Annotated in this window: 29 protein-coding genes; 27 read left to right on the top strand and 2 right to left on the bottom strand. The window is 44.7% G+C overall.

What is annotated here, in order from left to right; translation table 11 throughout:
• Positions 1–16 precede the first annotated feature (16 nt).
• From V1225_RS01420 to V1225_RS01305, 24 genes are all read left to right on the top strand, one after another.
• Positions 17–406 (top strand): SHOCT domain-containing protein, encoded by a 390-nt coding sequence (locus tag V1225_RS01420; RefSeq protein WP_338547330.1) that lies wholly within the window; start codon positions 17–19, stop codon positions 404–406.
• Positions 407–465: 59 nt separating this feature from the next.
• Positions 466–900: a hypothetical protein gene (locus tag V1225_RS01415; protein WP_338547329.1), complete on the top strand. Its 435-nt coding sequence runs from the start codon at positions 466–468 to the stop codon at positions 898–900.
• Between the two features lie 29 nt (positions 901–929).
• The gene (locus V1225_RS01410) at positions 930–1523 is read left to right on the top strand and encodes an SHOCT domain-containing protein (protein ID WP_338547328.1); all 594 of its coding nucleotides are present in this window, start codon (positions 930–932) and stop codon (positions 1521–1523) included.
• A gap of 44 nt (positions 1524–1567) precedes the next feature.
• Entirely contained in the window at positions 1568–1912 is a 345-nt protein-coding gene (locus tag V1225_RS01405) for a hypothetical protein (protein ID WP_338547327.1), read from the top strand.
• A 44-nt stretch (positions 1913–1956) separates the two neighbouring features.
• Positions 1957–2205 carry a hypothetical protein gene (locus V1225_RS01400; RefSeq protein ID WP_338547326.1) on the top strand — a complete coding sequence of 83 codons (249 nt, stop codon included), beginning with the start codon at positions 1957–1959 and terminating at the stop codon, positions 2203–2205.
• A gap of 41 nt (positions 2206–2246) precedes the next feature.
• Positions 2247–2573 carry an SHOCT domain-containing protein gene (locus V1225_RS01395; RefSeq protein ID WP_338547325.1) on the top strand — a complete coding sequence of 109 codons (327 nt, stop codon included), beginning with the start codon at positions 2247–2249 and terminating at the stop codon, positions 2571–2573.
• Between the two features lie 58 nt (positions 2574–2631).
• A complete protein-coding gene (locus tag V1225_RS01390; protein ID WP_338547324.1) occupies positions 2632–5190 on the top strand; it encodes a hypothetical protein in 2559 nt (852 codons plus the stop codon).
• Positions 5187–5864: a LysM peptidoglycan-binding domain-containing protein gene (locus V1225_RS01385; RefSeq protein WP_338547323.1), complete on the top strand. Its 678-nt coding sequence runs from the start codon at positions 5187–5189 to the stop codon at positions 5862–5864. Before V1225_RS01390 ends, V1225_RS01385 begins: the two co-directional genes overlap by 4 nt.
• A gap of 13 nt (positions 5865–5877) precedes the next feature.
• Positions 5878–6930 (top strand): hypothetical protein, encoded by a 1053-nt coding sequence (locus tag V1225_RS01380; RefSeq protein ID WP_338547321.1) that lies wholly within the window; start codon positions 5878–5880, stop codon positions 6928–6930.
• Between the two features lie 125 nt (positions 6931–7055).
• Positions 7056–7406 carry a hypothetical protein gene (locus tag V1225_RS01375; protein WP_251615093.1) on the top strand — a complete coding sequence of 117 codons (351 nt, stop codon included), beginning with the start codon at positions 7056–7058 and terminating at the stop codon, positions 7404–7406.
• Positions 7387–7854, top strand: a complete 468-nt coding sequence (locus V1225_RS01370) for a DUF2634 domain-containing protein (protein ID WP_338547318.1) — start codon at positions 7387–7389, stop codon at positions 7852–7854. Before V1225_RS01375 ends, V1225_RS01370 begins: the two co-directional genes overlap by 20 nt.
• A gap of 5 nt (positions 7855–7859) precedes the next feature.
• Positions 7860–9011: a baseplate J/gp47 family protein gene (locus tag V1225_RS01365; protein WP_338547316.1), complete on the top strand. Its 1152-nt coding sequence runs from the start codon at positions 7860–7862 to the stop codon at positions 9009–9011.
• Positions 9012–9019: 8 nt separating this feature from the next.
• Positions 9020–9610 (top strand): putative phage tail protein, encoded by a 591-nt coding sequence (locus V1225_RS01360; protein WP_338547314.1) that lies wholly within the window; start codon positions 9020–9022, stop codon positions 9608–9610.
• A gap of 1 nt (position 9611) precedes the next feature.
• Positions 9612–10409, top strand: coding sequence for a hypothetical protein (locus V1225_RS01355; RefSeq protein WP_338547312.1), 798 nt, complete (start codon positions 9612–9614; stop codon positions 10407–10409).
• A complete protein-coding gene (locus V1225_RS01350) occupies positions 10406–11449 on the top strand; it encodes a hypothetical protein (RefSeq protein WP_338547311.1) in 1044 nt (347 codons plus the stop codon). Before V1225_RS01355 ends, V1225_RS01350 begins: the two co-directional genes overlap by 4 nt.
• Before the next feature lie 251 nt (positions 11450–11700).
• On the top strand, positions 11701–12240 hold the full coding sequence (locus V1225_RS01345) for a type II toxin-antitoxin system antitoxin SocA domain-containing protein (RefSeq protein ID WP_338547310.1): 540 nt from the start codon (positions 11701–11703) through the stop codon (positions 12238–12240).
• 457 nt (positions 12241–12697) lie between these two features.
• Positions 12698–12931 (top strand): holin, encoded by a 234-nt coding sequence (locus tag V1225_RS01340; protein WP_338547309.1) that lies wholly within the window; start codon positions 12698–12700, stop codon positions 12929–12931.
• Positions 12928–13245, top strand: a complete 318-nt coding sequence (locus tag V1225_RS01335) for a hypothetical protein (protein WP_251615123.1) — start codon at positions 12928–12930, stop codon at positions 13243–13245. The genes V1225_RS01340 and V1225_RS01335 overlap by 4 nt, the downstream gene beginning before the upstream one ends.
• A gap of 353 nt (positions 13246–13598) precedes the next feature.
• Positions 13599–14318, top strand: coding sequence for an N-acetylmuramoyl-L-alanine amidase (locus tag V1225_RS01330; protein WP_251632125.1), 720 nt, complete (start codon positions 13599–13601; stop codon positions 14316–14318).
• A 217-nt stretch (positions 14319–14535) separates the two neighbouring features.
• A complete protein-coding gene (locus V1225_RS01325; protein WP_251615126.1) occupies positions 14536–14985 on the top strand; it encodes a hypothetical protein in 450 nt (149 codons plus the stop codon).
• Between the two features lie 2 nt (positions 14986–14987).
• On the top strand, positions 14988–15743 hold the full coding sequence (locus V1225_RS01320; protein WP_251615127.1) for a hypothetical protein: 756 nt from the start codon (positions 14988–14990) through the stop codon (positions 15741–15743).
• Between the two features lie 41 nt (positions 15744–15784).
• Positions 15785–16564: a hypothetical protein gene (locus V1225_RS01315; RefSeq protein WP_251615128.1), complete on the top strand. Its 780-nt coding sequence runs from the start codon at positions 15785–15787 to the stop codon at positions 16562–16564.
• Between the two features lie 26 nt (positions 16565–16590).
• Positions 16591–16887, top strand: a complete 297-nt coding sequence (locus V1225_RS01310) for a hypothetical protein (RefSeq protein ID WP_251615130.1) — start codon at positions 16591–16593, stop codon at positions 16885–16887.
• 67 nt (positions 16888–16954) lie between these two features.
• A complete protein-coding gene (locus V1225_RS01305; RefSeq protein WP_251615134.1) occupies positions 16955–17554 on the top strand; it encodes a hypothetical protein in 600 nt (199 codons plus the stop codon).
• Between the two features lie 702 nt (positions 17555–18256).
• Here V1225_RS01305 and V1225_RS01300 read toward each other — a convergent pair.
• On the bottom strand, positions 18257–19468 hold the full coding sequence (locus V1225_RS01300; RefSeq protein WP_338547305.1) for an IS110 family transposase: 1212 nt from the start codon (positions 19466–19468) through the stop codon (positions 18257–18259).
• Positions 19469–19761: 293 nt separating this feature from the next.
• On the opposite strand from V1225_RS01300, the gene V1225_RS01295 reads away from it, so the two are divergent.
• Complete coding sequence (locus tag V1225_RS01295) at positions 19762–20151, top strand: hypothetical protein (protein ID WP_251632131.1); 390 nt, start codon at positions 19762–19764, stop codon at positions 20149–20151.
• A gap of 401 nt (positions 20152–20552) precedes the next feature.
• Here V1225_RS01295 and V1225_RS01290 read toward each other — a convergent pair whose 3' ends face one another.
• Entirely contained in the window at positions 20553–20789 is a 237-nt protein-coding gene (locus V1225_RS01290) for a hypothetical protein (protein ID WP_251632133.1), read from the bottom strand.
• 375 nt (positions 20790–21164) lie between these two features.
• Here V1225_RS01290 and V1225_RS01285 point away from each other — a divergent pair, with 375 nt between their 5' ends.
• Both V1225_RS01285 and V1225_RS01280 read left to right on the top strand, forming a co-directional pair.
• Complete coding sequence (locus tag V1225_RS01285; protein WP_338547304.1) at positions 21165–25304, top strand: hypothetical protein; 4140 nt, start codon at positions 21165–21167, stop codon at positions 25302–25304.
• Positions 25305–25326: 22 nt separating this feature from the next.
• On the top strand, positions 25327–26178 hold the full coding sequence (locus tag V1225_RS01280; protein WP_338547303.1) for a phage tail domain-containing protein: 852 nt from the start codon (positions 25327–25329) through the stop codon (positions 26176–26178).

Genomic DNA, 26178 nt, shown 5'->3' with positions numbered 1-26178 from the left:
TGCGACAAATGAATATATGCGATGGATATATATATTTACTAACAAACAAATGATAGCAATCTGTTGTAACGAGGATGGAGTAGAAGCAATTGATTATACCAGTTTAAAAAATATAATCTTTGTTCCAGATAAAACCGAAATCTTTTTTAATATAGAGGGTTGGTATAGGGGATTTTCTGATGTACGCGCAGAAAAAGAAAATTTGGAATTCACACAACATGAGATCGAAAAGATAATGCCATATATCAGAGAAATACAGGAAAAGGAAGCACAGAAAAAAAAGTTTTTGGGAAGCCCTGCCGAAGAAATTCGAAGATTCAAGGAACTCTGGGACGATGGGATTATTACGGAGGAAGAATTCGAGGATAGGAAGAGAGAACTGTTAAAGTTCAAATATGTAGATTAATAAGCAAAGAGGAAACGCCTGCGGGCGTTTTTTCTATGGGAAAAAGGAAAGGAGAGAACATGAGAAAGGAAACAGGAATTACAAAACAGGATGTAACGATTTTACAAGCCTACAGCAGTGAGTTTGGCAAACTGCCTGCGAAGATGACAAAGTTTCAGAAGACAATGGAGACCACAGATCGATTGCTGAATGAATTTGCACAGACAGAGTATACCGCATCTATTTTTCTTGATGATCAGATAACGCCGGTTTTGGAGTCTGTGTCAGGAAGGTTAAGAGATTTTTCGAAAAGTAGCTATAAGGTAGCTGTCACTGTTGATATGCGGAAGGTATATGCAGATATCTATGCGGCAGAGAGAAAAATCAGGCGTATGCAGCTGCAGCCAAGCTATGGTGGAGGGTATGTGATGCTGAAAAAGACAAAGCTATTTAGCTATTTTCTGTATACGTTCATTTCGAAAATATGGTATAATAGGCATAATAAAAAATCATGATGTCTGTTGAAAAGAAAGAGAGGACGACGATGGGACTTACAGATATGTTGATGAAGGTAACGGGCAGTGAGGTGCCAAAAAAAATGAAAAATCGTGTGGAGATGAGTCGGTATTTTTGTTATTATCAAAAAACAATTCCAAAGTGTGTAGACATAATGAGAGCCATTGAGGAATCGCTAGACCCTGATGAATATGTAATACATTGTTTTGAGGGGAAACGAATAGTTGAAAGGGTGCAATGGAATGTGTTCTATGCATTTACAGAAAAAAGAATACTATTTGGCGCAGAAAAGCAAGTTTTTTCACCCTTAACTGCATTCGAGAACTTTTTCGAGAATATAATGTACAACGATATTATTGAAATGAAAATAAATGATAATACAATAATAATTAAATATAATAACAAGGAAGAACGATGTATTTGCTATAGAGAAGAATCTATAAACGAGCTGAAGAAAAGAGTTTTACCTTTAATTCAGCAAAGAAGAAACACATCTGAAAAAAAGGAACCAAGTACAGATAGTTCCATCACTGAAATACGTAAGTATAAGGAACTTTTAGATGAAGGGATTATTACAGAAGAAGAATTTGAGAAAAAGAAAAAAGAATTATTAAACTTATAAACGCCTGCGGGCGTTTTTTCTATGGGAAAAAGGAAGGAGAGAATATGAGGGAGATTACAAAACAGGATGTAACGATTTTACAAGCCTATAGCAGTGAGTTTGGCAAACTACCTGCAAAAATGAAGAAGTATCAAAAGGTGATGGAGACCACAGAGCGATTGCTGAATGAATTTGCACAAACGGAGTATACCGCATCTATATTTCTGGACGATCAGATAACACCGGTTTTGGAGTCTGTGTCAGGAAGATTAAGGGATTTTTCGAAGAATACCTATAAGGTATCTGTTTCTGTCGATATGCGGAAGGTATGTAGAGTGGAGAAAGGAAAGGGGAATTGCGTTAAGAGAATCCATAATTTTGTGCAACAGGTTCAAGAAAGTATGATATAATGTGTACAGTGGAAAACGGACTCTAATGCAGGTGTGGGAAAGGAATGGTGGATGAGATGAGAAAAATGCGTACAGCAGAGGAGATGTTTGCATATTATCATGAACATAAAGACCCAGAAAAGAAAAAAGGTCTTTTTGCTAAAAACGTATCAGATGACGATAGATGGCGAGATTTAAAACTTGCAGAGTTTATTTTAGAGTCGGATGAATATATTCTTTCGTTTTTTTGGGCATATATATATATATATATGACATGTCTGGGAATAAGGACAAAAGATGGATATATATATTGACAAATAATCGAATAATTGGAATTTGTTGTGATGAGTACGGGATGGCAGAGGTCGACTATACCAAGTTAAAAAATATAATCTTTATTCCAGATAAAACCGAAATCTTTTTTAATATAGAGGGTTGGTATAGGGGATTTTCTGATGTACGCGCAGAAAAAGAAAATTTGGAATTCACACAACGTGAGATTGAAAAGATAATGCCATATATCAGAGAAATGCACGAAAAGGAAATGAGGAAAGAGAAGTTGATTGTCAGCTCTGCTGATGAGATACGTAAGTTCAAGGAACTCTGGGACGATGGGATTATCACGGAGGAAGAATTCAAGGATAGAAAGAAGGAACTGTTAAAGTTCAAATATGTAGATTAATAAGCAAAGAGGAAACGCCTGCGGGCGTTTTTTCTATGGGAAAAAGGAAGGAGAGAATATGAGAAAAGAAACAGGAATTACAAAACAGGATGTAACGATTTTGCAAGCCTACAGCAGTGAGTTTGGTAAACTACCTGCAAAAATGAAAAAGTATCAAAAGGTGATGGAGACCACAGAGCGATTGCTGAATGAATTTGCACAGACGGAATATACTGCGTCTATTTTTCTTGATGATCAGATAACGCCGGTTTTGGAGTCTGTGTCAGGAAGGTTAAGGGATTTTTCGAAAAGTAGCTATAAGGTATCTGTTTCTGTCGACATGCGGAGGGTATATACAGATATTTATGCGGCAGAGAGAAAAATCAAACGTATGCAGCTGCAACCAAGCTATGGTGGAGGGTATATGGTGCCATATACCGGGGGAAGTGTCAGAGGAACAGGCGGTGTACCGGTGCAAACTGCTGACAATGAAGGCTTTTTTGATGGTGCCATGTCGGTTGGCGGTGCGATTGTGACGGCAAGAGGATTGGTGGATGCATATGATAAATTTGGTAGAAATTTTGAAATTGTGGATATCCCTAAATCTGCTTCTACAGCCATCACTGCTTTCGGCTATTTGGACGGCGGCGCAGACATTGCAGAAGGTGTTTTTTCGTCAGATAATGCCTACGACAGAACATATAAGGTTGCCGAAGGGGCAACTGTCATGGCTGGTTCTTTTGTAGGATCGAAGGCAGGTGCTGCACTGGGACTGAAATTAGGTGGTGCTTTAGGTCCATGGGGCGCATTGGCTGGTGCGGCTGGCGGCTACCTCCTTGGAAAACTGCTCAGTGAACCGATAGCAGATTCTTTTGCAGACGGCATAAACGGTGCAGAAAAATATGCCGATGTTTCTGCCCGTGCCGCGGAGAAAGTGGCACAATTAAAAGCGGAGCAGAAAGCGCTTGCAAGTGAACAGCTGGATAAAATGTTCGGAAAAACGGCACTATCTGCAAGAGAAGTATCACAGGTTGTGGGAGAATTGTTTGATACAGGGCAGACTATGCGGATTAACAACGCAGCAGCAGCAATCAATGATTTGCAGGGATCCTTTGCGAACCTGCAGCAGGCAGATTATGGGCTGCAGAAAAGCCTCTGGCTCAGTGGAACAGAAGCAGGTGCAGGAAGTTTGATGGGACTGGCGGAATCAACGAATGACTTTGGTGAAAGCAGTCGGATGCACTTGCTGGATAATCAGTATGCGGAGGAGAAATCTGTAAAAGCATTGCTGACAGAGCCTGGATCAGCAGACGAAATACTGGAAGGAATCGATAAACAGTATCGGGAAAAACTGAAAAACCTGGATGATTTGATTGAAGACCTTAATCAAGTAACCGTTGACGCTTTGTCTGATGGTGTGGTTGATGAAAGTGAGCAGACGAAAATAGACGGAATCAGGCAAGAGGTATTACAATTGCTTTATGGAGCATCAGGTTCGGATCAGGGTAGTCAGGAGGAAAGAGATTTTCAGGCAATGCTGGAAAAGATGAAATTAGGGCTTGGTAAAGAGTATTCTAAAGACTCTTTCGATGCAATTATACAAGAAGCAACAGCGGGCGCAAATGAAAGAATCGATGCATTAGAAGACGCTTATGGTTATGCAGCCATCGGAAAGACGGACAAGCAGAAACAAACGCTACTTTGGGGAAAAGATGGAACTGGACAAACCGATGGACTGTATAAGCAGGAGATGGATACCTATGGTGCGATTGCTGAAACTGCACTGAATGAATTTACGAACAAATATTCTGACAAACTTGCATTCCTTGATAACTTAAGCGCTGACATGGAAGATGGAAAACTGAGTGAGGAAATGCTAGGCAATATACGGGGACTACAAAGTGACCCGGTCGATCGAGCAGCTATTGGTGAATATGTAGATAGTATGAAGCCACTTTACAATGACATGCTGGAAACAGCAAAACAATATGAAGAAAAAGGAGAAGCCTTACCGGAAGCAGTACAAGACTTTATGAACAAGATGGAACTCTTAGGAAGTATTGCGCAGAACCGGGCAGGAAGTTGGTATTTACAGCACTATGAACCGGAATATTTAAAAGAAGATGGTAATAAAAATGTTTTTAATAATTTGCCGGATAGAGTTAAAAAAATGCATTATAATCCAGCTGGAGTGAAGTACCGTGGCGGCATCATTGCCCCTGCTTTCGCAGAAGGAGGCTACGTCCACGGCGGCGCCCAGCTGATTACAGTGGCGGAAGAGGGCACGCCAGAGGCAATTATTCCGCTGGGTAAACACAGAAGAAAGCGGGCGCTGCAGCTTTTCAATCAGGTCGGCGGTTATCTGGAAGCGCCGGGCTTTTCTCCGAAGGGTTTTGCAGCGGGCGGCATCGTAGGCGGCAGTATCGGAAGTCTCAGTGGAAGCGGCGGCAGCGACATGCCGATTGCAGTGGAAGTCGGTGGTGTCGAAATCAAAGTAGAAGCCAAAGACGGACAGTCGCTGGTCGAAACCATCCGGGAAAACAAAGAAGCAATCAGTGAAGAAATCGCAGGTGTATTTAACGCAGCCTTTAAGGGGCAGTTTGCCAATACACCGGCAGCAGGAGGTGCAGGATTATGAGAATTATCGCAAAGGAAGTAAACAACAGCAAAAAAATGATTGATTTTGACTGGCTGCCGCTGGAAATCAAAGACAGCGGCGGCGACATGAGTTTTGCCAGCTACAGTCTTTTGGACAGAGGGGAAGTGGTCAGACCCAAAGGGAAAGGGCTGAGGCGGATTTCCTGGGAAGCGCGTTTTCCGGGAGAGAGCAGAAAGGACTTGTCCGTACTGGCAGCGCCCTGGACAGATCCGCTGGAGTGCGACAAACTGCTGAAACGATGGCAGAGTCGGGGCACGCTGATCGAGCTAATCATCGAAGGCACCGGAATCACCGGCTTCAAGTGCTACGTGAATCAGTATTCTTCCGCCTATACGGGCGGACTTGGCGATTTGGAGTATTCCATCGAGTGGATTGCATATGAGCCGGTGACCATTACGAAAAAACCGAAACCAAAAAAAAGCAAGAACAGCAAAAAGCGCCCGTCGAAGAGTTTCACAAAATATACCGTGAAAAGCGGCGATACCCTTTGGGGTATTGCAGGCAGGAAGCTTGGGAACTCCCATCGATGGAACGAGATTTACAAACTCAACAAAAAAGCAATTGAAGATGACGCAAAGAAGCATAAATACAGTTCTTCGGACAATGGTAACCGCATTTGGCCAGGGCTTGTGCTGAAGCTGCCGAAGAAATAAGGAGGTGTGACAGATGAAATATGAAAGACCAGCATATGAGGTGGTGATTAAAACACCTGACGGAAACCAGTTCACCGTGAAGAAATTGAATGTGAAGACCGGCGAGACAGAAGGATTGGTAACCAGCCTTTCCCTGACAGAATCCAGAAATCAATTGGCGCAGAAAGCCGTTATACGGCTTTACAATCGGAGCATAGACAAATACGGCTATCCCAGCAAGATGTTTACTGTCAGGAGCCGTGTTTTTATTTACGCGCAAGGCGGCGGAAAGACCAAGAAGACCGAAGTGTTTCGCGGTTATGTATGGGATGCAGATTATAGCCTGGGAAATGGCACACAGCTGACGCTGACCTGCTACGACAACATGATTTACTTTATGAACTCCCAGATTCTGACCTATTTCAGCAAGGGGAAACGGACCGAAGACATTGTAAAAACTTTGATGGAGCGCCGCGGCGTAAAGCTGACATATCGCTACAGCAGTATCACCCATCCCAAGCTGCCGCTGTCCGGTACGTTGGCAGACGTGCTGACTAGCGAACTTTTGGATGAGGTGCAAAAGAAAAAGGGCACAAAGTACAACATTAAAAGTCATAAGGGCAGAATTTACATCGATAAGCAGGGTGCCAACGAAACGGTGTATCGAATTACCCGGGGCGATGAGGGGATTATGAGCAGCTACAGCAGATCTGTGACCATGGACGGTATGGTCACCAATGTGCTCATCGCTGGAAAAAGTGACGACAACGGCAAGCGAAAGGTGGAAGCCAGGAAAGAGCGAAACAGAAAGACTTACGGCACGCTGACCAGAGTCATTTATAAAGACGGCGATACCAAGCTGTCCGAGGCAAAGGAAGAGGCGAAGCATATCCTCGATGAAAGCGCGCTGCCGCGAAAAGAGTACGATATCACCGCGCTGGATATTCCCTGGATTCGCAAAGGCGACCGGGTCAGAATCGAGCTGAATAAAGGGAAAGAACATGATTATGTCGTCAACGAAATTTCCCACGACTGCGATCAGGGCACTATGATGATGAATGTGCGGCGCATGAAGAAAAAGAAGTGAAACTGTGCAACAGGTACATAGATTTGTGCTAGAATATGTATTGTGAAGAACTGAAGCAGAAAAGCAGAAAAACGCCGGCAGCGGCGTTTTTCTATTTGCAGAAGACTTTAAGAAAGGAGGAAAAGATGTCGAGCAATATTGAAAAGCTGGGAGAAACCCTGCAGGGGCGGATGCACAGCGTCAGACAGACGGGCAAGGGTACGCGGCTGGAACTTGCCCAAATCGGAGCAGGCTGCGCGCTGGTACCGGACGAGTCGCCGGGACCGATTCCAGCAGGGGAATATTCGATTTGCAGGACTGTATCGGATCTGGTGATGAAGAAGGGGAAAGTCGTGACGGGCAGTGTGTATATGGAGGATATTCACTATGAAAAACTGAAAGAGGGCGACCGGGTGCTGCTGGCGTGGTGCGGCAGTGAGCCAGTGGTCGTCGATTTAATTGCAGGGGAAGGAGAGGATGAAGATGCTGCAGGATGAATACTTGTTTCCGGAGGATCTGGAAGAGTTTGAACCTGACGAAGATGTGACAGAGACAGAAGAAGACGCAGGCTATCTAGCGTCAGTCGCCTTTGAAAAGGACTTTGTCAGGGACGGCAGAAACCGGGTACAGAGCGCAAGTCCCGTGGATGCGTGGAAGCAGTGGTGCATCAATTGTTTATCTATGGAACGGTATGCAAGCCCACTGTATTCCACCGACTTTGGAATCGCCATCACGGAGATTTTAAGGGCGGACACCAGAGAAGAAGCGGAGGCAATGTTTCGGGCGGAAGCCAAAGAAGCGCTGGAAGCGGACCCTTACGGGAGAACCGACTACGTAGGGGAGATGACCTTTGACTGGGGTGCAGACAGCGTGGTAGTAACAATAGAAGTGGTTGGCACAGATGGCGCAACCATAGATTTAGAAGTGAGTTTAGAAGGCAGGTGAAAAATATGGCAGAAGAATGGACAATGCCAGAATTTCTGAATAGAGATTTTGAAGATATTATGGAAGAAATGACTGCGGCGCTGCCGCAGGATATAGATTTGAGTGAAGGAAGTCATCCGTACAATTTGCTGGCACCGACTGCTATGCAGGAGGCATATTTTACCCAGTATATCATGGCGGAAGCACTGAAACGAATTTTCCCACGGTTTTGTGAAGGGTATTCGGATTATGTAGACTATCATGCTGAGGTCAACGGGATTACGCGGAAAGCGGCGTCTTTTGCGGAGGCAATCCTTGCGGTGACGGGAACAGCAGGTACCGTGATCCCCGCGGAAAGTGTGTTTTCTACTGCGGCGATTGGCGACGTTCCGGCTGCATCCTTTGTGTCGCAGCAAGAGGCGGTCATCGGAGAAGACGGAACAGTAGAAATAGTCGTGAAAGCGGCAGAAGCCGGCAGCAGCGGCAATGTGGCTGCAGGGACGATTATCCTGCAGGATTCGCCGCTTGAGGGAATTTCCGCTGTACAAAATCCGCAGGCGGCGACCGGCGGTTCCGATGCGGAAAGTGATGCGGCGCTGATTGGACGCATCACCGAATACGAAAAAATGCAGGGACTTTCTTTCGTGGGCAATGACAGCGATTACAAACGCTGGGCGGAGGAAGTGCCGGGCACGGGAACAGCTGTGGTGGTACCGCCGACAGAGGATGACGACTCCGGGCTTGTCACCATCGTATTGACAGACAGTCAGGGGAATCCCGCGACGGAAACCCTGTGTCAGACCGTCTACGATTACATTGTAAGCCCAGAGGACCGAGAGAAGCGGAAAGCGCCGGTCAACGGCGCAGTACTTTCTGTCGTGCCGCCGGTGCTGATCGAGATTGCCATCGCGGCGGAGGTAAAACTGACAGAGGGCGCCGATCTTGCGGCGGTGAAGGAGGAATTTGTCCGCAATCTGACGGCGTACATGGCACAGGTACCGGAAGATAAGGAAGTGCGCTATACCAAGGTTGGCGCGGTATTATCCCAGACCAGCGGGATTGCGGATTACAATTTAGCCTCGCTGAAGCTCAATGGACAGACCGAAAATATACCGGTGCCGGTCAATGCGTTTCCGAAAATCGTCAGTGAGCAGGTTTCACTGACAGAAAGGGAATAGGCGGCAGGATGGAATATTACAGCAGTGAACAGATTGAAGCAATTTTAAAAAGCGATAAAGCGCAGGAAATTCTCGGCTGGTTTCCGCCGGTGTACAGCGACGCCTATGTGTTTCTGTGGCTTTTGGAGGAAATCGGCGAAAGCGTTGAGCGGATGGAGCAGTGGGCGGAAGCCTTTGCAGCTCAGGTCATGCCTCAGTCCGCCACCTTTACGATTCCCCTCTGGGAAGAACGGCTTGGGATTTTATCGAGTGAAAAACTGACCCTCGCGCAGCGGAGAAATCAAATTGTAAATCGGCGCAGAACCAGAGCGCCGATGCCGCCTGCCAAAATCGAAAGTATAATTACAAATCTGACAGGCGTGGAAACGGAAATCAGAGAAAATACAGGAAAAAACAAATTTACTGTCGTATGCGGCGGCTGTATTCCGCAGGAAATTATGCAGGCGGTGCGGCGTGAACTGAACAAGCTGAAACCGGCGCACTTGATTTATCAGATTGTAACAGAAGTACTTCGAGAGGCAGTGGGCAAGCGATATTTGGCGGCAAAAGCCGCAATGATGAAAACCTATGAGATATATGAGATAAAGGAGGGAATTTAACATGGCAACATGGATGCATTTTTGCAGAACACAACAGGGGAAAAACCTGGATTTAAAATTGATGGGCGGGGAAACGCCGCTCGTGATCACAAAAGCAATGTCCGGCGGGAAGCGAGTCAACGCGGCGCAGCTTTCGACATTGACAGCGCTGCCGTCGGAAATGCAGCAGCTGACCCTTTCAGACAGGCTGATGGATGAGGATGCGGCGCAGATGACGCTGCCGGTTCTTTTGACCAACGCGGGACTTTCCGAATCTTATCAGATGCATACCCTGGGCATTTATGCCCAAGATCCTGATTTGGGAGAGATTCTTTATATGGTGAGCCAGACGGACACAGAAGAGGGAGAAGAAATTCCGGCAGAGGCGCAGCAGCCTGCCTTTTCTATTCAGTGGAATCTCTGCATCAGGGTCTCGGACGCGGCAAATGTAACCGTGGAAGTGCCTCAGGCAGGTGTTTTAACAGAGAGCGTCGCAGACTTGCGATATGTAAAACCTGCGCGGCTGACCGAGGCATTGAGCGAGGCGCTGGCGGACAAGGCGAAAAAGCCGGTGACTGTGCTGACGACCCTTGCCGCTTCCGCATGGAATCAGACAGACAAAACTTATAGCTTTGAGGCGGATTATCCGGCGGCGTCTTTTGACCTTTCGGTGGAACCGGACAGTACCTGCACCGAGGCGCAGCTTGACGCATGGAGCGGCGCCAGAATTGTGGGAAGCTCCGCCGGGAATGTGTTGAAAGCATATGGCGATGTGCCGGCAGTGGATGTACCAGTAATTTTGGAGGTGAGAGAAAAATGAGTATCAGTGTGAAGAATGCTGGAGGTGGGGGCGGCGGTTTTCCTAATGGGACGAAATGGTCGCAGAGTAATATAACCGACATGAGCATTGAGTTTGTGGATTACGCTAATGGTATATGGGTTGCAGGAACTTATAAAAAGGGGTTGTATTACTCAGAAGATGGGAAAATATGGACGCAAAGCAATTTGGGAGATTCTTATGAAATTGAATGTATGGCATATGGCAATGGTGTATGGGTTGCTGGGTGTATTATCAATGGTACAATTCTCTATAAAGGTCTATGGTATTCAGAAGATGGAAAAACATGGACTCAGAGCAATATAAAAAGCGGAGATTTTCTATATATATATTATGCAAATGGAGTTTGGATTGGTTCTTATATGGATGGAGGACTGTATTATTCAAAAGATGGAAAAACATGGACACAAAGCAATATAAAAGGTGGAAGATTTCAGTGTATATGTGAAGGACAGGGTGTTTTTGCTGCTTGCAATATCACGAATGGATATTATGGGCTGTATTATTCTACTGATGGAAAATATTGGTACGGGGTTTCTAATACAAATAATCTTGATTTACGTTATGTGTATTATGCTGATGGTCAATGGATAGCAACAGGATATGATGGTCAATTCTTTTCTACAGATGGGAAAAATTGGACACAAGGAGAAAGCAATAATAATATCTCTCCTATATGTAATGCAAATGGAATTTGGATAGGCGGTTTAGGCAGTAGAGGAGGATTAGTGCTTTCTCACAATGGAAAAGATTGGAATAATGTTGCAAACGCGCCTAGCAGTGGTGGATTTAATTCAACTGTTAAATATATACACAATAGTAATGGTATATGGATTTGCGGAACAGAAAGTTATGGAATTTATTACTCTATTGATGGTCAAACATGGATGCAAACCGATATTACTTCTGGAACTTTCGGATGTATAGAAAACGCAAATGGAATATGGGTAGCTGGCAGTCCTTATTATTATGGCGAGGGGACTGGTTTATATTATTCCGTAACATGGGAGGCATCTAGCTAAATAACATGAAATAAGGGACTAGGTACATATGATAGATATTATGCAATATTTACGGCAGAATTTCTGAAAATATCTGCGGCAAATTGAAGAATTTCTGTAGCAAAATGATGAAAAATTCATCGCAAAATAAATGGTGAACTTCTATAATGAATGTAGGAAAACGAAGTGATTATAATTAGAGAAAAATGTTATGTTTTGTGGGATCTGCATGTTTTTTTAGGAAAATTTATCATTTTAAGGAGGTGCAAATCATGTTAAAGGCAATTGACGCTGCCAGATTCTTCATCTATCTGATGCAAGACGAAGAAAACGATTTATGCAACCTTAAACTAAATAAACTTTTATATTATGCGCAGGGATGTCATCTGAAACGAACCGGAAAGCCGCTGTTTTCTGATAGTATTGAAGCTTGGAAGCACGGTCCTGTGGTTGCTGATATCTATCACGCATATAAAAGCTTTGGGAATCGTCCAATTAATGAATTTGACGGGGAACTTGATTCGAGTAATTTTGATGAACTTGAAATGCAAACCTTGCTGGATACCGCAAGAGAATTCGGTAAATATTCGGCGTCCGCATTAAGGGAAATGACACATCAGCCAAATACACCGTGGAGTTTGTACTATAAAGAAGGAGAGAGGAGTATTATTATTCCAAACGAAAATATCAAATCCTACTTTAACAACTCGGTTTCAATAGGACATTTTGAACCTGATTTCTCAGAGGAGGATGAAATAGGATATAGAGATGACGAAGGATATCTCGTATTGCCAGCCGACTATGAAGATTAAACAATGGGAAATTTGAAGAATCTGACGAAATTAAGAGAAGACCAGTATTAGTCGTCAATCCGCAAAAAGCATTTGTAATGTCATTGAAAATGTCGGGAACATGCAGAGGAGATAATTCTTCTGAGTATGTAGTTAAAGAATGGAAAAAAGCAGGATTGAGTAAGCCTACGTTCATTCGGCTTAAGGGATATTTAAAATTATACAGCAAAGATTTTCATGGCAAAATTGGAACTTTGGATCTATTAGACATCTATTTATTGCAATTAAGATTATACAAATAAAGGGTATTCATCAGCGAAATGGGTACCCTTTTATGTTGTCAAATATAGCAATGCGGTTTCCCAAAGACTGTGTAAACGGTACTTAAATTTATGCTAAAATGTATATAGTCCAAAATAGACAAAGCACCCGAAGTGGTGCTTTTTTCTATGGAAAAAAGGAGAAAGGAGGAAATGCGATGAGAGATTATATGAAAAAGTGGACGAAAGCGGCAGCGGTTCGCGCGGTAAAGACCATGGCGCAGACTGCGGCAGCGACCATTGGAACCAGCGCTGTGCTGGCAGAAGTCGATTGGCAAATGACCGGATCGGCGGCAGTTTTGGCGGGCATTTTATCGCTGTTGACTAGTGCGGCGGGACTGCCGGAACTTAGTTTGGAACATCAGCCTGCGGAAGAGGAGGCGCTCAAATGAATGAAATTCAAGTAACGGTTTCGACGATTCTGGCGCTCTTCGGCGCGCTGGCAGTTGTCGCCGGTGGCGTCAAAGTGATTATGCAGATGTGTTCGCCTTTTAAACGAATTGCGCAACGAATTACAGAGTGCGAGAAAAGGCTGGACAATCACGATATTTTCCTAGGTAATGACAAACAGGCAATTGCCGATATGAAGGAAATGGCAAAGGAAAATATGCGGGTGAATCTGGCGCTTTTAAATCACTTTATCGACGGAAACGGCGTTGAGAAGATGAAAGAGCTGAGAGAAGAAATTCAGGACAGGATGTTTTGAGGGGGGTGACCGTAGAGAAGTAAGGAAACCTTGTCCGTAGGAACAAGGCGTGGTATAATACATATAGTCAAGAGTGAGCCATTAAAGGCGGCGAACTTTCGGAAAGGACTCCGATATGACAGACTACGAAATCTTAGTCATTGTACTTATGATTTTGGGGTTAGTCTTGAGGGATAACCACGAAAAGTAAAAACCGCCCAGGCTAGCCCCCTGAAGCGGTTTTAAATTAAACCTATTTAGAAAGCTTGCTGTCAGGCTTTCTCTTGACACCAATATACCACGAATGAAGAGATTATGCAATAGTCAATTTCACCCTGCGCATTCCGCAGGGCTTTTTATTTGGAGGTACAAAGATGAAACAAAAAGCAGGAATTTTTTGCGGGCACGGCAAATCTCAGGACGGCTCCTGGGACTGCGGCACCGTATATAAAGATGAAGATGAAGCGGCACTGATGCTGCCGATGACAAAGGCGTTTGCAAAGTACATGCGCAGTGCCGGTATTACGGTTGTGACTGACGCGGACAGCGACAACAACATGAACATGATTGCGCAGGTGGCGAAAGCAAACCGGGAAAAGACGGAGGTATTTATTTCTCTGCACTGTGATTACTACAAAGCGCCGTCCGGCACCATGCCGCTGTATGTCTCGAAAGAGGGCAAGAAACTGGCGAAATGTCTCAATGACGCAGTGATGGAACGCATGGGCATGAAGACCAGAGGACTGACAAAGAGAACGGACTTGTATGAACTGACGGCTACCGATATGCCGGCGTGCATTTTTGAAACCGGCTCCATCAAGGCAGACCTGAAAAGGCTGAAAGACGCGAAAGATTACGGTTTCGCGCTGGCGATGGGATTATGTCAGTATCTGGGCGTTGACATGGTTTTTGACGTAAAGACAAGAGGGAAGCTGATTGTACGCAAAACCTCTTTGCTTGCGTCGCCGAAACTGCGTTATTTAGAGAGGGACAAGACCTATAGAATTATCAAAACCAATAAGAAGGGAACCAGAGGAAAGCTGGCGCAGGGCGGCTGGATTACCATTACTGACAAGTATGTCAAAATTTTATAGAGACGGCGCAAGAGTGTGCATCGGGTACATAAAAAAGTGCTACACTGTACATGGTAAAGAGCTTGCTCATAATCGCGTAAAACTCTTTACCCTGTGGGGAGCGTTTTTTTCGCCCGCAAACAAGCTGAGCTTAGCAGAACAAAGAACAACAGGGCAAAAGAAAAAAGTGCGCTTTTCTTTTGCGAAAAGGAAATAAAAAGTCAAAGGAGGAACATGTATGGAGGTTAGAGAAAAAACAGCAGAAACAGGATTTAAACAAAGGGCTATAAAGATGATTGCCGCCAGCAGCGCGATTGCGGATGCCATCGGTGAGACAGATACGCAGGTGATTTTTTCCTACGGAATCGTGCCGGAAGACGCAGGTGGTCCGAAATGCTGCATTAGCGCAGAGGAGGCGGTTAGCGGAATATCGGAGGAGAATCCTTTTTTCAAAAAGCAGATTCTGGTCGTTACCATCTGGTGCCGCAGAGATTACATAGACGATAATGGGGTCAACCGGATGGATATGATAGAAGAGGAACTAGATCGTTTGTTTAACCGTTTTCAAAGCATAGGCAGGGGGGATATGAAGCTGATATCAACCTGGGAAGAACCGGCAGGCAGCGTATATAACAAGAGAGTGATGCGCTTTCAGTCGATGGAACCTCTGCGCAGGCAGGGTGCGTAACTATGAACGCGCCCGCAGAGCTTTCACTTCTCCGCGGTGAAGACTATGTAATCAATGCACATATAAAGATTCATCATCCGACCATAGGAGAAATAGCTGATTATGGTGAGGAGGAATATTGGAAGCTTGTCAGCCTGCTGACTGCCACACCTTTTGACTACAAAGTTGCCTTTTATGACATGGGGATTGACTATGAAGAAATCACGGACTTTGCGCTGTTTATCATGCTGACACAAAACCTGCCGAAGGAGGAGACAAAGATTTTATTTGGGGGTCTTGACTTTTCGAGGTTTCAGGTTTTTACAAGGCGTCAGGCGGGAAGCGACGGGGAAAATCCCGCGGAGGATATCGTACTTCGCGACGCGGAAAGAGAGATTGTGATAGACGACGTGATTTATCAGCTCATTGCAGACCATCTGCGCCGTATGCACAGAATCAAAAGAAATCAGAGAAAACCAGGCAATGAAATTACTAAGAAAATATATATTGAAGAGGATCGAAGAGCCCAGGAGAGAAACCAGGACAAGCCTTTTTCCTCTTTGCTGGCGCCGTTGATTTCGGGTCTTGTCAATTGTGCTGACTTCAAGTACACCTATGAAACCGTATGGGACCTGTGCCTGTACAACTTTTTCGACGCGGTACAACGCATCAGAAAACTGAACAATTATCGAAATCTGATGACAGGCATTTACACAGGAAATATCGATGCCAAATCGATTTCGGACAAACAACTGGACTGGCTGGGCGACTTAGACTAAGCCCGGCGAAAAAAATTATAAAAATATTAGGAGGAAGAAAAATGTTTAACGTAGAAAATTTAATTATCAACAGAATTCTTAGAGGTACCCTTTTTGATAAGGCGACAGGAGAAGTGATTTTCTCCATCGACCAGATCAGTGATCCGTCACTGGAATGTTCCGGCGAGCAGGTCTTTGTAAATGACGCGATGGGTCAGAAAATCGCTGCATTTGACAGAACCAAGGATGCTAAGTTTACCGGTTCCAACGCGGTAGTAAACTTTGGACTGATGGCTGCGCAGCTGGGCTCTGACAAAGAGGTAGCAAATGCGGACAACAAGATTATCCTGCCGGCATTTGAACTGATTGAGGTGAAGGATGCGGCTAAAGTGTCCCTGGTAAACGAACCGGCAGGCGATTTGAAGTACATCTATTCCACCCACTCGGATAAGAGCAAAAATAAGGCGTATCCGGCTGCGGTGGAAGCCAGCGCGGAAGCCTTTTCCATCACTGGAAAAGAGATTACGCTGCCGACAGGCGCTTTCCAGGTTGGCGATTATGTAGCGGTTTGGTATGACAGAGAATCCGCTGAGGCTGTAAAGGTGACCAACACTGCGGAAAACTTCGCCAAGGGCGGCAAATTTGTACTGGAAGTACTGGCAGCTGATATCTGCGATGTGAATACCGAGTACTACGCGTATATTATCTTTAACAACGCGAAGATGGACAACGCTGTAACGCTGACCCTGACCAACGAAGCAAAGCACGGCTTCACTGTCAACGCGATGCAGGATTACTGTTCTCCAACCAAAGAGCTGTTTACCATCGCAATGGCAAAATAAGGGAAACCTGAGAAAAGAGACAGGTTATGGCAGAGAGACAGAACAATCATACCTGTATCCTGTGCGGTGCGGGCTACTATGCTTGTGATGACTGCAGCAAGATTAAAAGCTACACTGCGTGGCGGACGGTCTGCTGCAGCCAGCGCCATTATTTAATCTATCTGGTGTTGAAAAGCTATCAGAAAGGACTTACAGACGCAGAAGGCGCGCAGGCAGAGCTTGCGGATTTTGGGATTTTGCCGGGACAGCCCTCCTATGGCTTTGTACCGGGCGCGGAAAAACTGATCAATGAAATTTTTATAAAAGCGCAGGAGAAAAATTGAACTTGCGGGGAGCTGGAAGAAAAAACCATGCTCCCTGTTTTCATACTAAAATGGAGGAGAGAAGAACATGAAACAGATGACAAAGAAAGAAATGAAAGTTTTAGATAAATTGGTATCCGGAGATTTAACCGGTGCGGTACAGATTTCTGCAGGTGAAGAGGAAACGGCTTGCGTGCAGTACCGCAGACGGATTTCCATGGGGAAAATGCTGATGATGGTGGACACTGTGGCTTACGCGGCGACCTGTGACGGAAATTACAATCCTGTCGCCAGAGATATGATGCTGTCCCGCTTTATTTTGGAATACTTTACGAATATTCCGGTGCCCGTGGACGAAAAGCAGGCGTCGCCGCAGGTTGCGGACTTGGCAAAATGCTACGCATACGTCTTTCAGACGGGGCTTTATCAGGAACTGATGGCAGATACAGAGCTTCCGTTTATCGAAGGATATATCGACAAGAAGCTTGCCTTTGATATGGAGGAGCAGCACGGCATGAATCGTTTGGCGGGTAAAACGGAGCAGCTGCTGGAAGAAGCATTAGCGGCATGGAAGCAGCTTTCCGCACAACTTGAGGCGCAGCCAGAGACGACAGGCAGAGAGGCAAAGCCGCAGTCCGGTCAGACGCCGGGAAATTCCGCTGCGGTGGATAAAAAGATACTGTCCTAGTGCCTGCTAAAGGTGCGTAACGGGAAAAATGAAACAATCTCTTTCAATTTAGGCGTAAAGTGTCATTTTTATGATTTATGTTTTTGAAGAAATGACACTTTACCCCATTTTTACGATACGAAGTGTCAGATTTGTCCCCAAAAGTCGATACACAATTGAAAGCAGGTAAACTTGGATTTTTTGACCGTATTGGTCTAATCTTAGTTATTTACGGTCAGAAATGCCGTAACAGGATTTTCAAACTTGACCGCATGACAGCATTTTTGTTGCTATACGGTCAGATTATGAATTTCAGAACAAAAAAACGACTTCATGCGTTTGCCCTGCGATCAGTAGTAAGAGCTTTCTTGTGAAAGTAACAGAGTGAAATATGAAGGGCAGCAGCCAAGAGAGGTTAGATTTGGGAAATACCTTCCCGATACTATAAACAGTAAAGAAATAGTAATCCGAGATAGTGAATTGGATGCAGTTAAAAAGTATAATCTGACCCTAAAGGGTGGAATGAAAAGCAGCTTCTACATACAAAGTCTTGCAGCCTGATTTCGCAAATATTAAAACAATATTTTAAAGGAGTTATCCAAAGCCTGCAAATAAAAAGTCAAGGCTAAATTGAAAGAACTTTGAAAATTTTATACAGGTTGCAAAAGGGTATCAAAATAAGACCACCACATTGTGCTGGTCTATCAGAAAGGTATGTATATATTATTCTGATTGAGGAAGTGATGCAAGATATTCTTTCACTCGCCCATAGTAGATTCTCAAAAATTTATTAGCTCCGGCAGTCATGTAAACGTAGTAAGGCTTACCTTGGGAACGCTTCTTGTCTAAAAACTGATATACAGGATCGTCCTGTGGCATTGTTTTGATAAGAACATCCATTACAAGAAACAGCGTTTTCCGTAAATCAGCAGAGCCGCGTTTTGATGTAGGAAAACTTTTCTGTGAGAAGGTTCCGGATTCATTTACACCAGGGTCAACACCAGCAAATGCTGTAACAGCACCTTTGTGAGTAAAGCGAGTAACATCTCCGATTTCCGCAATAAGCTGTGGACCAAGAGATGGACCGACGCCGTTCATTGCCATAACAATGGGATATTCAGGGAGCTTTGAGGCTGTATCATTCATCAAGATGCGCAGTTCCTCAACAGTAGAGGAAGCACTGTTGAGTTGCTCAACTGCTTGTTTGATGATTCGTTTGGTTATTTCATCCTTGGGAAGTACAGGAACAAGTTCCTTAGCTTTTCCATAGATTTCTTCGGCTTTTGATTTGCTGAAGTTGTACTTCTTGCGTTTGCACCATTTCTGATAGTGGTCAGTAAAGGCGTTTAAAGACATTTTACGAACACAGTCCACATGCCAGTATATAGATGCAAAATCAACCCATTTCTGGCTGCCGTCACTTCGTGCAGGACTGTCGAAGTAAGTATTTACGCCAGGATAAGTCTGATCAAGGATGCCAATAAGGTTATTTTTCATGGCAGTTTTGTGCTTCATATAGAAACCAAACTGACGGTTCATGGTTTTAAGTTGGTTGCGTAATTCGTCCATAAGACTATACTGTTTCAGATTCTGCCACTTGTCAAGAGCATAGCGAGCAATCTTCACTGCATCTGCTTTGTCGGATTTGACTTTACGAAGAGAATCATTATCAAAGTCTTTGATTAGTTTGGGATTGATTGTGCTGACGAAAATGTCTGCCTCGGAAAGCTGATGAGCAAGGACTTCGTAATAACGTCCAGTATGCTCCATCACGACACGGGATTCACCATCAACGGAATGGATGAGATCAACAAGAGAATTAATATCATGGGATGTGTGCTTGATTTCAAAAGGACTGTAAACAATCTCACCGAAAGGGCGTAAGATTGCCACCATGCTTTTACCTTTGGAAACATCGATACCTACTGCGTTCATAAATTAGTCACTCCTTAAGATGTATTGCAATGGATAAGAACCAGTTTTACTCATTGCCTATTCAATCTACTGTGGTGTGACACGAACGTACCTATTGGCAGTTCAACCTGCATAAAACGAACGCTGCGAATGAGGAGCTGGTTATCAGTCTTTGATGCGGACGCGAAGTCCAAGAAAGGTAGACGATATACCGATTGCTCCATCATTATACAGCTTAAGCAACAAGATGGGTAATTCCTTACTGGCTGTAAGGGATATTAACCATATTTATATTGTAGTAGAAAGGAGGACATATGTCAGAAAGTAAAACAAAACACACGGTGAAAACCGAAGTTGTCATTGACAACAAAGAAGCCCTTGCAAAGCAAGTGCAGAAAGAACTGGAACAGGCAGTTGCGAAATCAACGAGCAAATTGCACACTGCACCGCTGGAAGTAGGCGTGAAACTGTCACAGAAGGACATCTCGCGGATGAAAGCGGAATTAAAGGATTTACATGTTGCAATTCCGAAGATTCAGCAGACCGTGGAGGTGAAAGTAAAGCCAAAGGTGGACGATTCATATTTTTCATTGAATCAGATGATAACCCGTACGGTTGATAATTTGCCGACATCTGTACCGGGCTGGCTTGAAAAGAATAAAATCATAGGTAAACAATTTGCCCGCTTACCGCAAGTCTATTAGGCAAGCGTTAGGCTGTCAGCCATGTAGCTGATATGAAGCTTTCAAATTGCTGGAACTGGCTAAAGACTGCAAGACCAAAGCGGAATCGGAAACGATAGACGTCATGGTGGGGAAACCCGGAAAAAACATGCAGGATGGTATAGGCTGAGAAAAAGCCGCTGAAAGATAGCGGTGCTAAGTACTGTAAAATGCCAAATCAGCAGCCAAGCCCCTAAACGTGAATTGCAAGGGGAAGGTTCAACGACTGTAAGGAAGCCGGAGTTATCGAAAAGATAGCTTTGAAGAGACAGTCTGAACTGCAGGGAGAGCCTGCAGAGCAGGGATGAAGTGCCCTGCCGCCGTAATACTAAAAAAGAAAAAGGCACAAAAGCGCCTTCGTATACTGAATAGATGTGAAAGAATTAGAGTGGCCACATATATCCGCAGTTTTTGCAGATACCACGGTCGTTTATGGTAGCGACTAACCCGTTGCCGAGATCCCAACCGGGACCGGTGGAACCGATTCCATCTGAGCCGTACTCAACACCACCGCCATCGGTTTCAACATTGGTGGAAAAACAACGCGGGCAGTGGAGTTTTTTACTTTCTTCAATTTGTTCATTTATTTCATCAACAATCTTTTGATCGAAAGTACCCATTGGAGCAATAACTTGCTTATGAGCAAAGGCAAGAACACTATCAAAAGGGGTGCAACCAAGACGATTCTTAGGGGGGCATCAGGTTGCTGTTCGAGAATAGCTTCCCATTCTTCATAGGACTTGCCAGTATTGGTAAGTTGCCCTCCATGTTTTTTTCCGCAAAATGGACAAGTGCGAGTAAGGGAAGGATTTTCAAGAAAATCTGCTTCTTCTCTAAAGAAATCACATTTATTACAGAGAAATAAATTGCCATTAAACTTTTTTCCAACAAGTGGCATTATCATCACCTCGCTTTTATTCAGTATATCATTATCTAAGATGATTTTCAATGATAGATTACGGTCAGTAGCAAGAGCTTCTTGTGAAAGTAACAGCATGAAATATGAAGGACAGCATCCGGGTAAAGTTGGATTCGGTAAATACTTTTCGGATGTGACAAGTAGTCAAGGTATGGTAATCCGAGACAGTGAATTGGACGCTGTAAAGAAATATAATTTAGCATTAAAAGATGGTGGAGATAAGCAAGTTGCATTTCGTAAGTATTTAAGTGCAACTAGTGAAGAATTACAACAAATTGCTAACACAGCCAACGGTGCTGCCATCCAATATCAGCAAATCGGATCATCCGCCCTTGTCGGAGCGTCCGGCATGGATGGTTTGAAAAATGCAGCAAATCTTGTAAAGATGGAATTCGGTGCAATGATGAAGAGTTTCGCCCTCTTCTACGTTGTTTCAGAAGCAATTAACCTGTTATTCAAAGGACTGCAGAAATTATGGAGTATGGTGCCAACGCAGGATCACCTGCTGGAATGGGCGGCAGAATCTGCCCAGCAATTGGAGGAAACACAGTCTAGTCTGGAAAGCCTTAATGGAGAACTAGAAACCACCCAGGATAGAATTGCGGAACTGAGAAACAAAGGACCTCTGTCGCTGGTAGAGAAAGAGGAGCTTGCAGCCCTTGAAGAAGCCAATGCGAAGCTGGAACGGCAGAAAGCCTTATTGGAAGCACAGGAGAAGACGCAAAAGCAGAAGGCAAGTGACGATGCATATAAAGCACTGAAGGGCTATTCTCAAACCATTAGGAAAGAGGATAGAACTAAAGAAGAAATCACAATTGATGAGCAGATTCGCAGTGCTACAGACAGCTATAATAAGGCGAAACAGAATGCTGCATCAGCAAAAAATTCACAGCAGAAAGAGTCCTATGTCAGACAGATGAACTATGCGGAGGAATCTTTACTTGATTTGGCTACAAAAGCAGAAGAGCAGATCAACAACATCGACCTCTCCAATGCAAGCGCAGAGGTGAAAGCTTTTGTCCTCAGCACAAAATCCGCAATCAACGAAGGACTCCTTGCCAATGGAACATTGAAAGTGAAAGATTTGCTGGGCGAGGTGTTTAATGAAGATGAGTTTCGAATTTATGGAAGTAAGCTGAATCAGCTGCTTGAAAATAAAAACTTTGAGTTTAACACAACATCGCTAAGAGAGCAGTTGGGTGAAGAGTTTGTGACTGCTTGTGAGGACGCCGGGATTTCTGCAGAAGATTTAGCAGAGCATTTACAGAAACTTAAGAATTCCGGAGGTAAAATTGAAGTCAGAGTACCGACTTTGGAGGATTCCATCGATGAAATATCCAACATGGAAAGTGCCATAGGAGCATTAAGTAATGCCTGTAACGAATTCGCAGATAACGGCGGAAAGGTATCCATAGAGACGATCGAAGGCGTTGCAGAAGCATTCGATTCCATGTCTGGTACTAAAGAATTTAAAAACGCAATTACTGTTTTGAGTGATTCTTCATCGTCTGTTGCTGAAGTTGAAGATGCAATGAATGGTCTGGTAAACGCATACTTGAACAGTGAAGATGTGATGAGAAACTTGACTGATAAAAACAAGGAACTGTACATCAATCAGCTAAGGCAAATGGGTGTTAGCAATGCACAAGAAGTGGTAGAGTATAAGCTGGCAGTAGCAAAATTACAAAATGCATCTGCGACCGAGGAGGAAAAAAAGCAGGCAAGAGCGCAGATTCAAGCGGTATTGGAAAGCAATTTAGCATTAAATGCTAATGCTACAGCAAGCTTGAATGCAGCACAGAAAACGGCATTACTTGCAACATATGAATCCTATGTAACGGGGAGTTCTTTTGCACAGGTAGTTTCGAATAATGCCAAGATGCTATATGCCGTGGGAATGGCAGCGGGTACTGCCGGTAAAAGTTTGGCTGAGTATGCGGAAATTATGTTGGCAATTCAGGAACTGCAAAAAGATCCTGGCCTGGGAAGTAAAATTGCAATAGGCGCTTTGATTACAAAGGCAATAGGCATACGAAGTGATGCAGAGGCGGCATATAGAAAAATGTTCACATTTGATACCAATTACTCCCCAACAACTCCTAGCTCAACCCCAACCTCCGGCGACTCTACCCCTAAGAAAAAACCTTCAGAGAAGCGCCGTGACGAGTACAACGCTGCAAAGGAAAAGCTGGATGACAAGCTGCAAAAGAACCAGATTTCTTATGAACGGTATTACAAAAGACTAACTGCTCTGGGCAAAAAATATCTCAAAGATCAGAAGGGCAATGCCGCAGATTATCGCCAGCACTTAAACGATGTCATTGCAGCCAGAAGGGAAGTGTTTTCTCATGCGAAGGAGCAGCTGGATCAGAAGTACGAGCAGGGTATCATCGGTATCAGAACCTATTACAAAAAGACGAAGGAACTGATGGACAAGTGGCTCAAAGGGCGTAAGTCCACAGAAGAGGACTATGCCAATGCATCTATCGAGCTTTCAAAGAAAGTGGTGCAGAGCTGGAACGACCGCATCAGTAGTGCAAATGAATACATTGACCGCCGTGACCTGAGACAGGACTGGATACCGGGGCAGGATGCAGTATCCTATCTGGAAAAGGAGATGGCGCGGCTGCAGGAAGACTATGCGGCAGGCTTATTTGGCAGCACTGAGGATTTTCTGGAAGTATACAACAAGCTGGAAGATAAACTGATCGAAGCACGTAAAGATGCTGCTGAAGCAGAGCTGGACAAGATTGAAAAGCGTGTAGATTCCATCAACGATTTGACCGACATGGTTTCTGACATGCTGAAACAGCGCTATGAAGATACGATTGACGCGCTGGAAAAGCAGGTTGATAAGTACAAGGAAATCATCGACCAGAAGAAAAAATCCCTGGATCTCACCCGAGATGAACTTTCTTACCAGAAAGAGATGAAGGAGCAGGGCGAAGAACTGGCGAAAATGCAGGCAAAAGCCGCAGTGCTGGCGCTGGATAATTCCCGCGAAGGTAAGGCGAAGTATGCCGCCCTCATGGATGAAATTCGGCAGAAGCAGGAGGACATCAGCGAGAAACAGGCGGACAGAGCCTATGACGCCAAGGTAAAAGCCCTCGATGAGGCCAGCGATGCTTATGAAAAAGCGATGCAGACCAAAATCGACGGACTAAACGAACAGATGGAACATGCTGGAAAGTGGCAGGAATACGTCTACAGCTATATTAAAAATACCAATCCTTCCAGACTGCTGGAAGAATTAAAGGAGTATAACTATCAGTATGGCAATGGGCTACTGACAGCAGTAACGGATATCTGGACCGAGTGCGAATCTCTTTTGACGAAATATGGATCCGATATTGTGAAGCTCCTGCAGGCACAGAAAGACGCTGAACAGGAACAGAAAAAAAATATCGGAGACAGCGAAAATCCATCGGTAAAGGGAATGACGACAGCGCAGGTTCAAGAAGCGATCAAGCCAAAAAACACGCAGACGAACACCGATGAGGATAACAGTAATCTGGTGGACAGGCTGATAGATGGTGGATGGAACAAGGGAAAAGTTTGGTATGACAAGAAGAACAAAGTGATCTATATGGGCGACCAAGGCGACCGCAGAATTACCGCTCACGCATATAAACTCATTAAGAAGATGAAGGAGATTAACGATTCCAAGAAGTCTAAGAAAGACAAAGAAGGCGAGTTAAAACCGATGATGGAACAGCTCAATAAGCTCTGGAGCTACGGCGAAGCCCATTTGGAATGGAATAGTAAAGAAAAGAAATTCCATTTGCACAAATATAAAGGCACCAGCGCCAAATGGCAGATTTTCCACAACGGACTTTCCGCAGGTTTTGTCGGCAGCTACGTTCCAACACCGAAGCAGAACGAAACCTATGCGCTGCTGCAGAAGGGAGAACTGGTACTGAACCGTGCCGACCAAAAGCGCCTCGGCATACAGATGCAGGCGCTGACGTTTTTGACAGAAGGACTGCACAGGACAGGGCTTTCCGGTATAAGCAGCGGAGGACTTGGCATGGGGGATATCGTAGTAAATGTGCAGGCGCCTGTCACCATCGAAGGAAATGCCGATGCGAATACTGTGAAAGCGCTCCGCGAGTATGGCGATTATATTTCCGGGCAGACCCTTTCCAAGCTGCAGTCCGCTATGAATCGCCGGGGCTACGCGTCTCGTACCGCAGCAAATGCAATGAAAAGACAATAATAAATGAGAAAAGGAGGAATGAATGATGTTTACGGCAAAATCGTTTACTTACGATGGGAAATCCAGCGATGATTTTGGACTGCTGGTCTATTATCTGGATAACCAGGCGATAACCGAAGAGCCGATTTGGGAGTCGGAAATTACAGAAACCAGATTGGCGTCTCGTACAGACCCGCTGTTTTTCGGGCTCAATGTGAATAAGCCGCTGACCTGGTCTTTTGTGGTCGGAAGCGTGAAATCCCTGGAGCGGGAACAGATTGACGAAATCATGGACTGGCTCACATCCTGCGATACCTACAAGTGGCTGGAAATCGAGCAGGACGATATGAGCGGCTGGCGATACAAGGCGCTGATACAGAATGTGCAGCTGATTCACTTTCATGGACTTGCGGCAGCTTTTCGCTGCACTGTGGTGTGTGACAGTCAGTTCGCTTATGAATATCCGGTACAGTATTCGTACCGGGTTGAGGACGGAACCGTGAAAAACGCAGCAGGAAAGACGTTAGAAAAAGTGGTGCTGAGAAACGACAGCGCATTTTCCGGCTATCTTTACCCAAAGATGGAACTGCGCCTTTCAAAGGATTGTGAGGCTTTTACCGTAATCAATGCAAGTGATGGCAATCGTCCTTTTACGATACGAGTGCCGAAGGACTTTACCGCAGATGACGGCAGCGAAGAACTTGTCGTAAAGGTGGACAATAAGAATCAGATTATCACCTGCAACAGCAGCGCACTCAATATCTACGACTGCTTCGGCGATGAGGAAAGCCGTCACTACTTTTTCCGCCTTGTAAAAGGGGATAACGTGCTGTGCTTTACAGGCAGCGGTCTTCTGCGCGTCGAGTGTGAGTTTCTGAGGAAAGGAGGTGTGTAA

The organism is Emergencia sp. JLR.KK010 (genome assembly GCF_037018265.1).
Taxonomy (GTDB): Bacteria; Bacillota; Clostridia; order Peptostreptococcales; family Anaerovoracaceae; genus Senimuribacter; species Senimuribacter intestinalis.
The sequence above is the reverse complement of the archived record's forward strand: the minus strand, read 5'-3'. Positions and strand labels throughout refer to the sequence as shown.

Excerpts from the sequence above, each read along its gene's own strand:
- V1225_RS01420 (WP_338547330.1), top strand. The coding sequence starts at position 17 with ATGCGATGGATATATATATTTACTAACAAACAAATGATAGCAATCTGT.
- V1225_RS01415 (WP_338547329.1), top strand. The coding sequence starts at position 466 with ATGAGAAAGGAAACAGGAATTACAAAACAGGATGTAACGATTTTACAA.
- V1225_RS01410 (WP_338547328.1), top strand. The coding sequence starts at position 930 with ATGGGACTTACAGATATGTTGATGAAGGTAACGGGCAGTGAGGTGCCA.
- V1225_RS01405 (WP_338547327.1), top strand. The coding sequence starts at position 1,568 with ATGAGGGAGATTACAAAACAGGATGTAACGATTTTACAAGCCTATAGC.
- V1225_RS01400 (WP_338547326.1), top strand. The coding sequence starts at position 1,957 with ATGGTGGATGAGATGAGAAAAATGCGTACAGCAGAGGAGATGTTTGCA.
- V1225_RS01395 (WP_338547325.1), top strand. The coding sequence starts at position 2,247 with ATGGCAGAGGTCGACTATACCAAGTTAAAAAATATAATCTTTATTCCA.
- V1225_RS01390 (WP_338547324.1), top strand. The coding sequence starts at position 2,632 with ATGAGAAAAGAAACAGGAATTACAAAACAGGATGTAACGATTTTGCAA.
- V1225_RS01385 (WP_338547323.1), top strand. The coding sequence starts at position 5,187 with ATGAGAATTATCGCAAAGGAAGTAAACAACAGCAAAAAAATGATTGAT.
- V1225_RS01380 (WP_338547321.1), top strand. The coding sequence starts at position 5,878 with ATGAAATATGAAAGACCAGCATATGAGGTGGTGATTAAAACACCTGAC.
- V1225_RS01375 (WP_251615093.1), top strand. The coding sequence starts at position 7,056 with ATGTCGAGCAATATTGAAAAGCTGGGAGAAACCCTGCAGGGGCGGATG.
- V1225_RS01370 (WP_338547318.1), top strand. The coding sequence starts at position 7,387 with ATGAAGATGCTGCAGGATGAATACTTGTTTCCGGAGGATCTGGAAGAG.
- V1225_RS01365 (WP_338547316.1), top strand. The coding sequence starts at position 7,860 with ATGGCAGAAGAATGGACAATGCCAGAATTTCTGAATAGAGATTTTGAA.
- V1225_RS01360 (WP_338547314.1), top strand. The coding sequence starts at position 9,020 with ATGGAATATTACAGCAGTGAACAGATTGAAGCAATTTTAAAAAGCGAT.
- V1225_RS01355 (WP_338547312.1), top strand. The coding sequence starts at position 9,612 with ATGGCAACATGGATGCATTTTTGCAGAACACAACAGGGGAAAAACCTG.
- V1225_RS01350 (WP_338547311.1), top strand. The coding sequence starts at position 10,406 with ATGAGTATCAGTGTGAAGAATGCTGGAGGTGGGGGCGGCGGTTTTCCT.
- V1225_RS01345 (WP_338547310.1), top strand. The coding sequence starts at position 11,701 with ATGTTAAAGGCAATTGACGCTGCCAGATTCTTCATCTATCTGATGCAA.
- V1225_RS01340 (WP_338547309.1), top strand. The coding sequence starts at position 12,698 with ATGAGAGATTATATGAAAAAGTGGACGAAAGCGGCAGCGGTTCGCGCG.
- V1225_RS01335 (WP_251615123.1), top strand. The coding sequence starts at position 12,928 with ATGAATGAAATTCAAGTAACGGTTTCGACGATTCTGGCGCTCTTCGGC.
- V1225_RS01330 (WP_251632125.1), top strand. The coding sequence starts at position 13,599 with ATGAAACAAAAAGCAGGAATTTTTTGCGGGCACGGCAAATCTCAGGAC.
- V1225_RS01325 (WP_251615126.1), top strand. The coding sequence starts at position 14,536 with ATGGAGGTTAGAGAAAAAACAGCAGAAACAGGATTTAAACAAAGGGCT.
- V1225_RS01320 (WP_251615127.1), top strand. The coding sequence starts at position 14,988 with ATGAACGCGCCCGCAGAGCTTTCACTTCTCCGCGGTGAAGACTATGTA.
- V1225_RS01315 (WP_251615128.1), top strand. The coding sequence starts at position 15,785 with ATGTTTAACGTAGAAAATTTAATTATCAACAGAATTCTTAGAGGTACC.
- V1225_RS01310 (WP_251615130.1), top strand. The coding sequence starts at position 16,591 with ATGGCAGAGAGACAGAACAATCATACCTGTATCCTGTGCGGTGCGGGC.
- V1225_RS01305 (WP_251615134.1), top strand. The coding sequence starts at position 16,955 with ATGAAACAGATGACAAAGAAAGAAATGAAAGTTTTAGATAAATTGGTA.
- V1225_RS01300 (WP_338547305.1), bottom strand. The coding sequence starts at position 19,468 with ATGAACGCAGTAGGTATCGATGTTTCCAAAGGTAAAAGCATGGTGGCA.
- V1225_RS01295 (WP_251632131.1), top strand. The coding sequence starts at position 19,762 with ATGTCAGAAAGTAAAACAAAACACACGGTGAAAACCGAAGTTGTCATT.
- V1225_RS01290 (WP_251632133.1), bottom strand. The coding sequence starts at position 20,789 with ATGGGTACTTTCGATCAAAAGATTGTTGATGAAATAAATGAACAAATT.
- V1225_RS01285 (WP_338547304.1), top strand. The coding sequence starts at position 21,165 with ATGAAATATGAAGGACAGCATCCGGGTAAAGTTGGATTCGGTAAATAC.
- V1225_RS01280 (WP_338547303.1), top strand. The coding sequence starts at position 25,327 with ATGATGTTTACGGCAAAATCGTTTACTTACGATGGGAAATCCAGCGAT.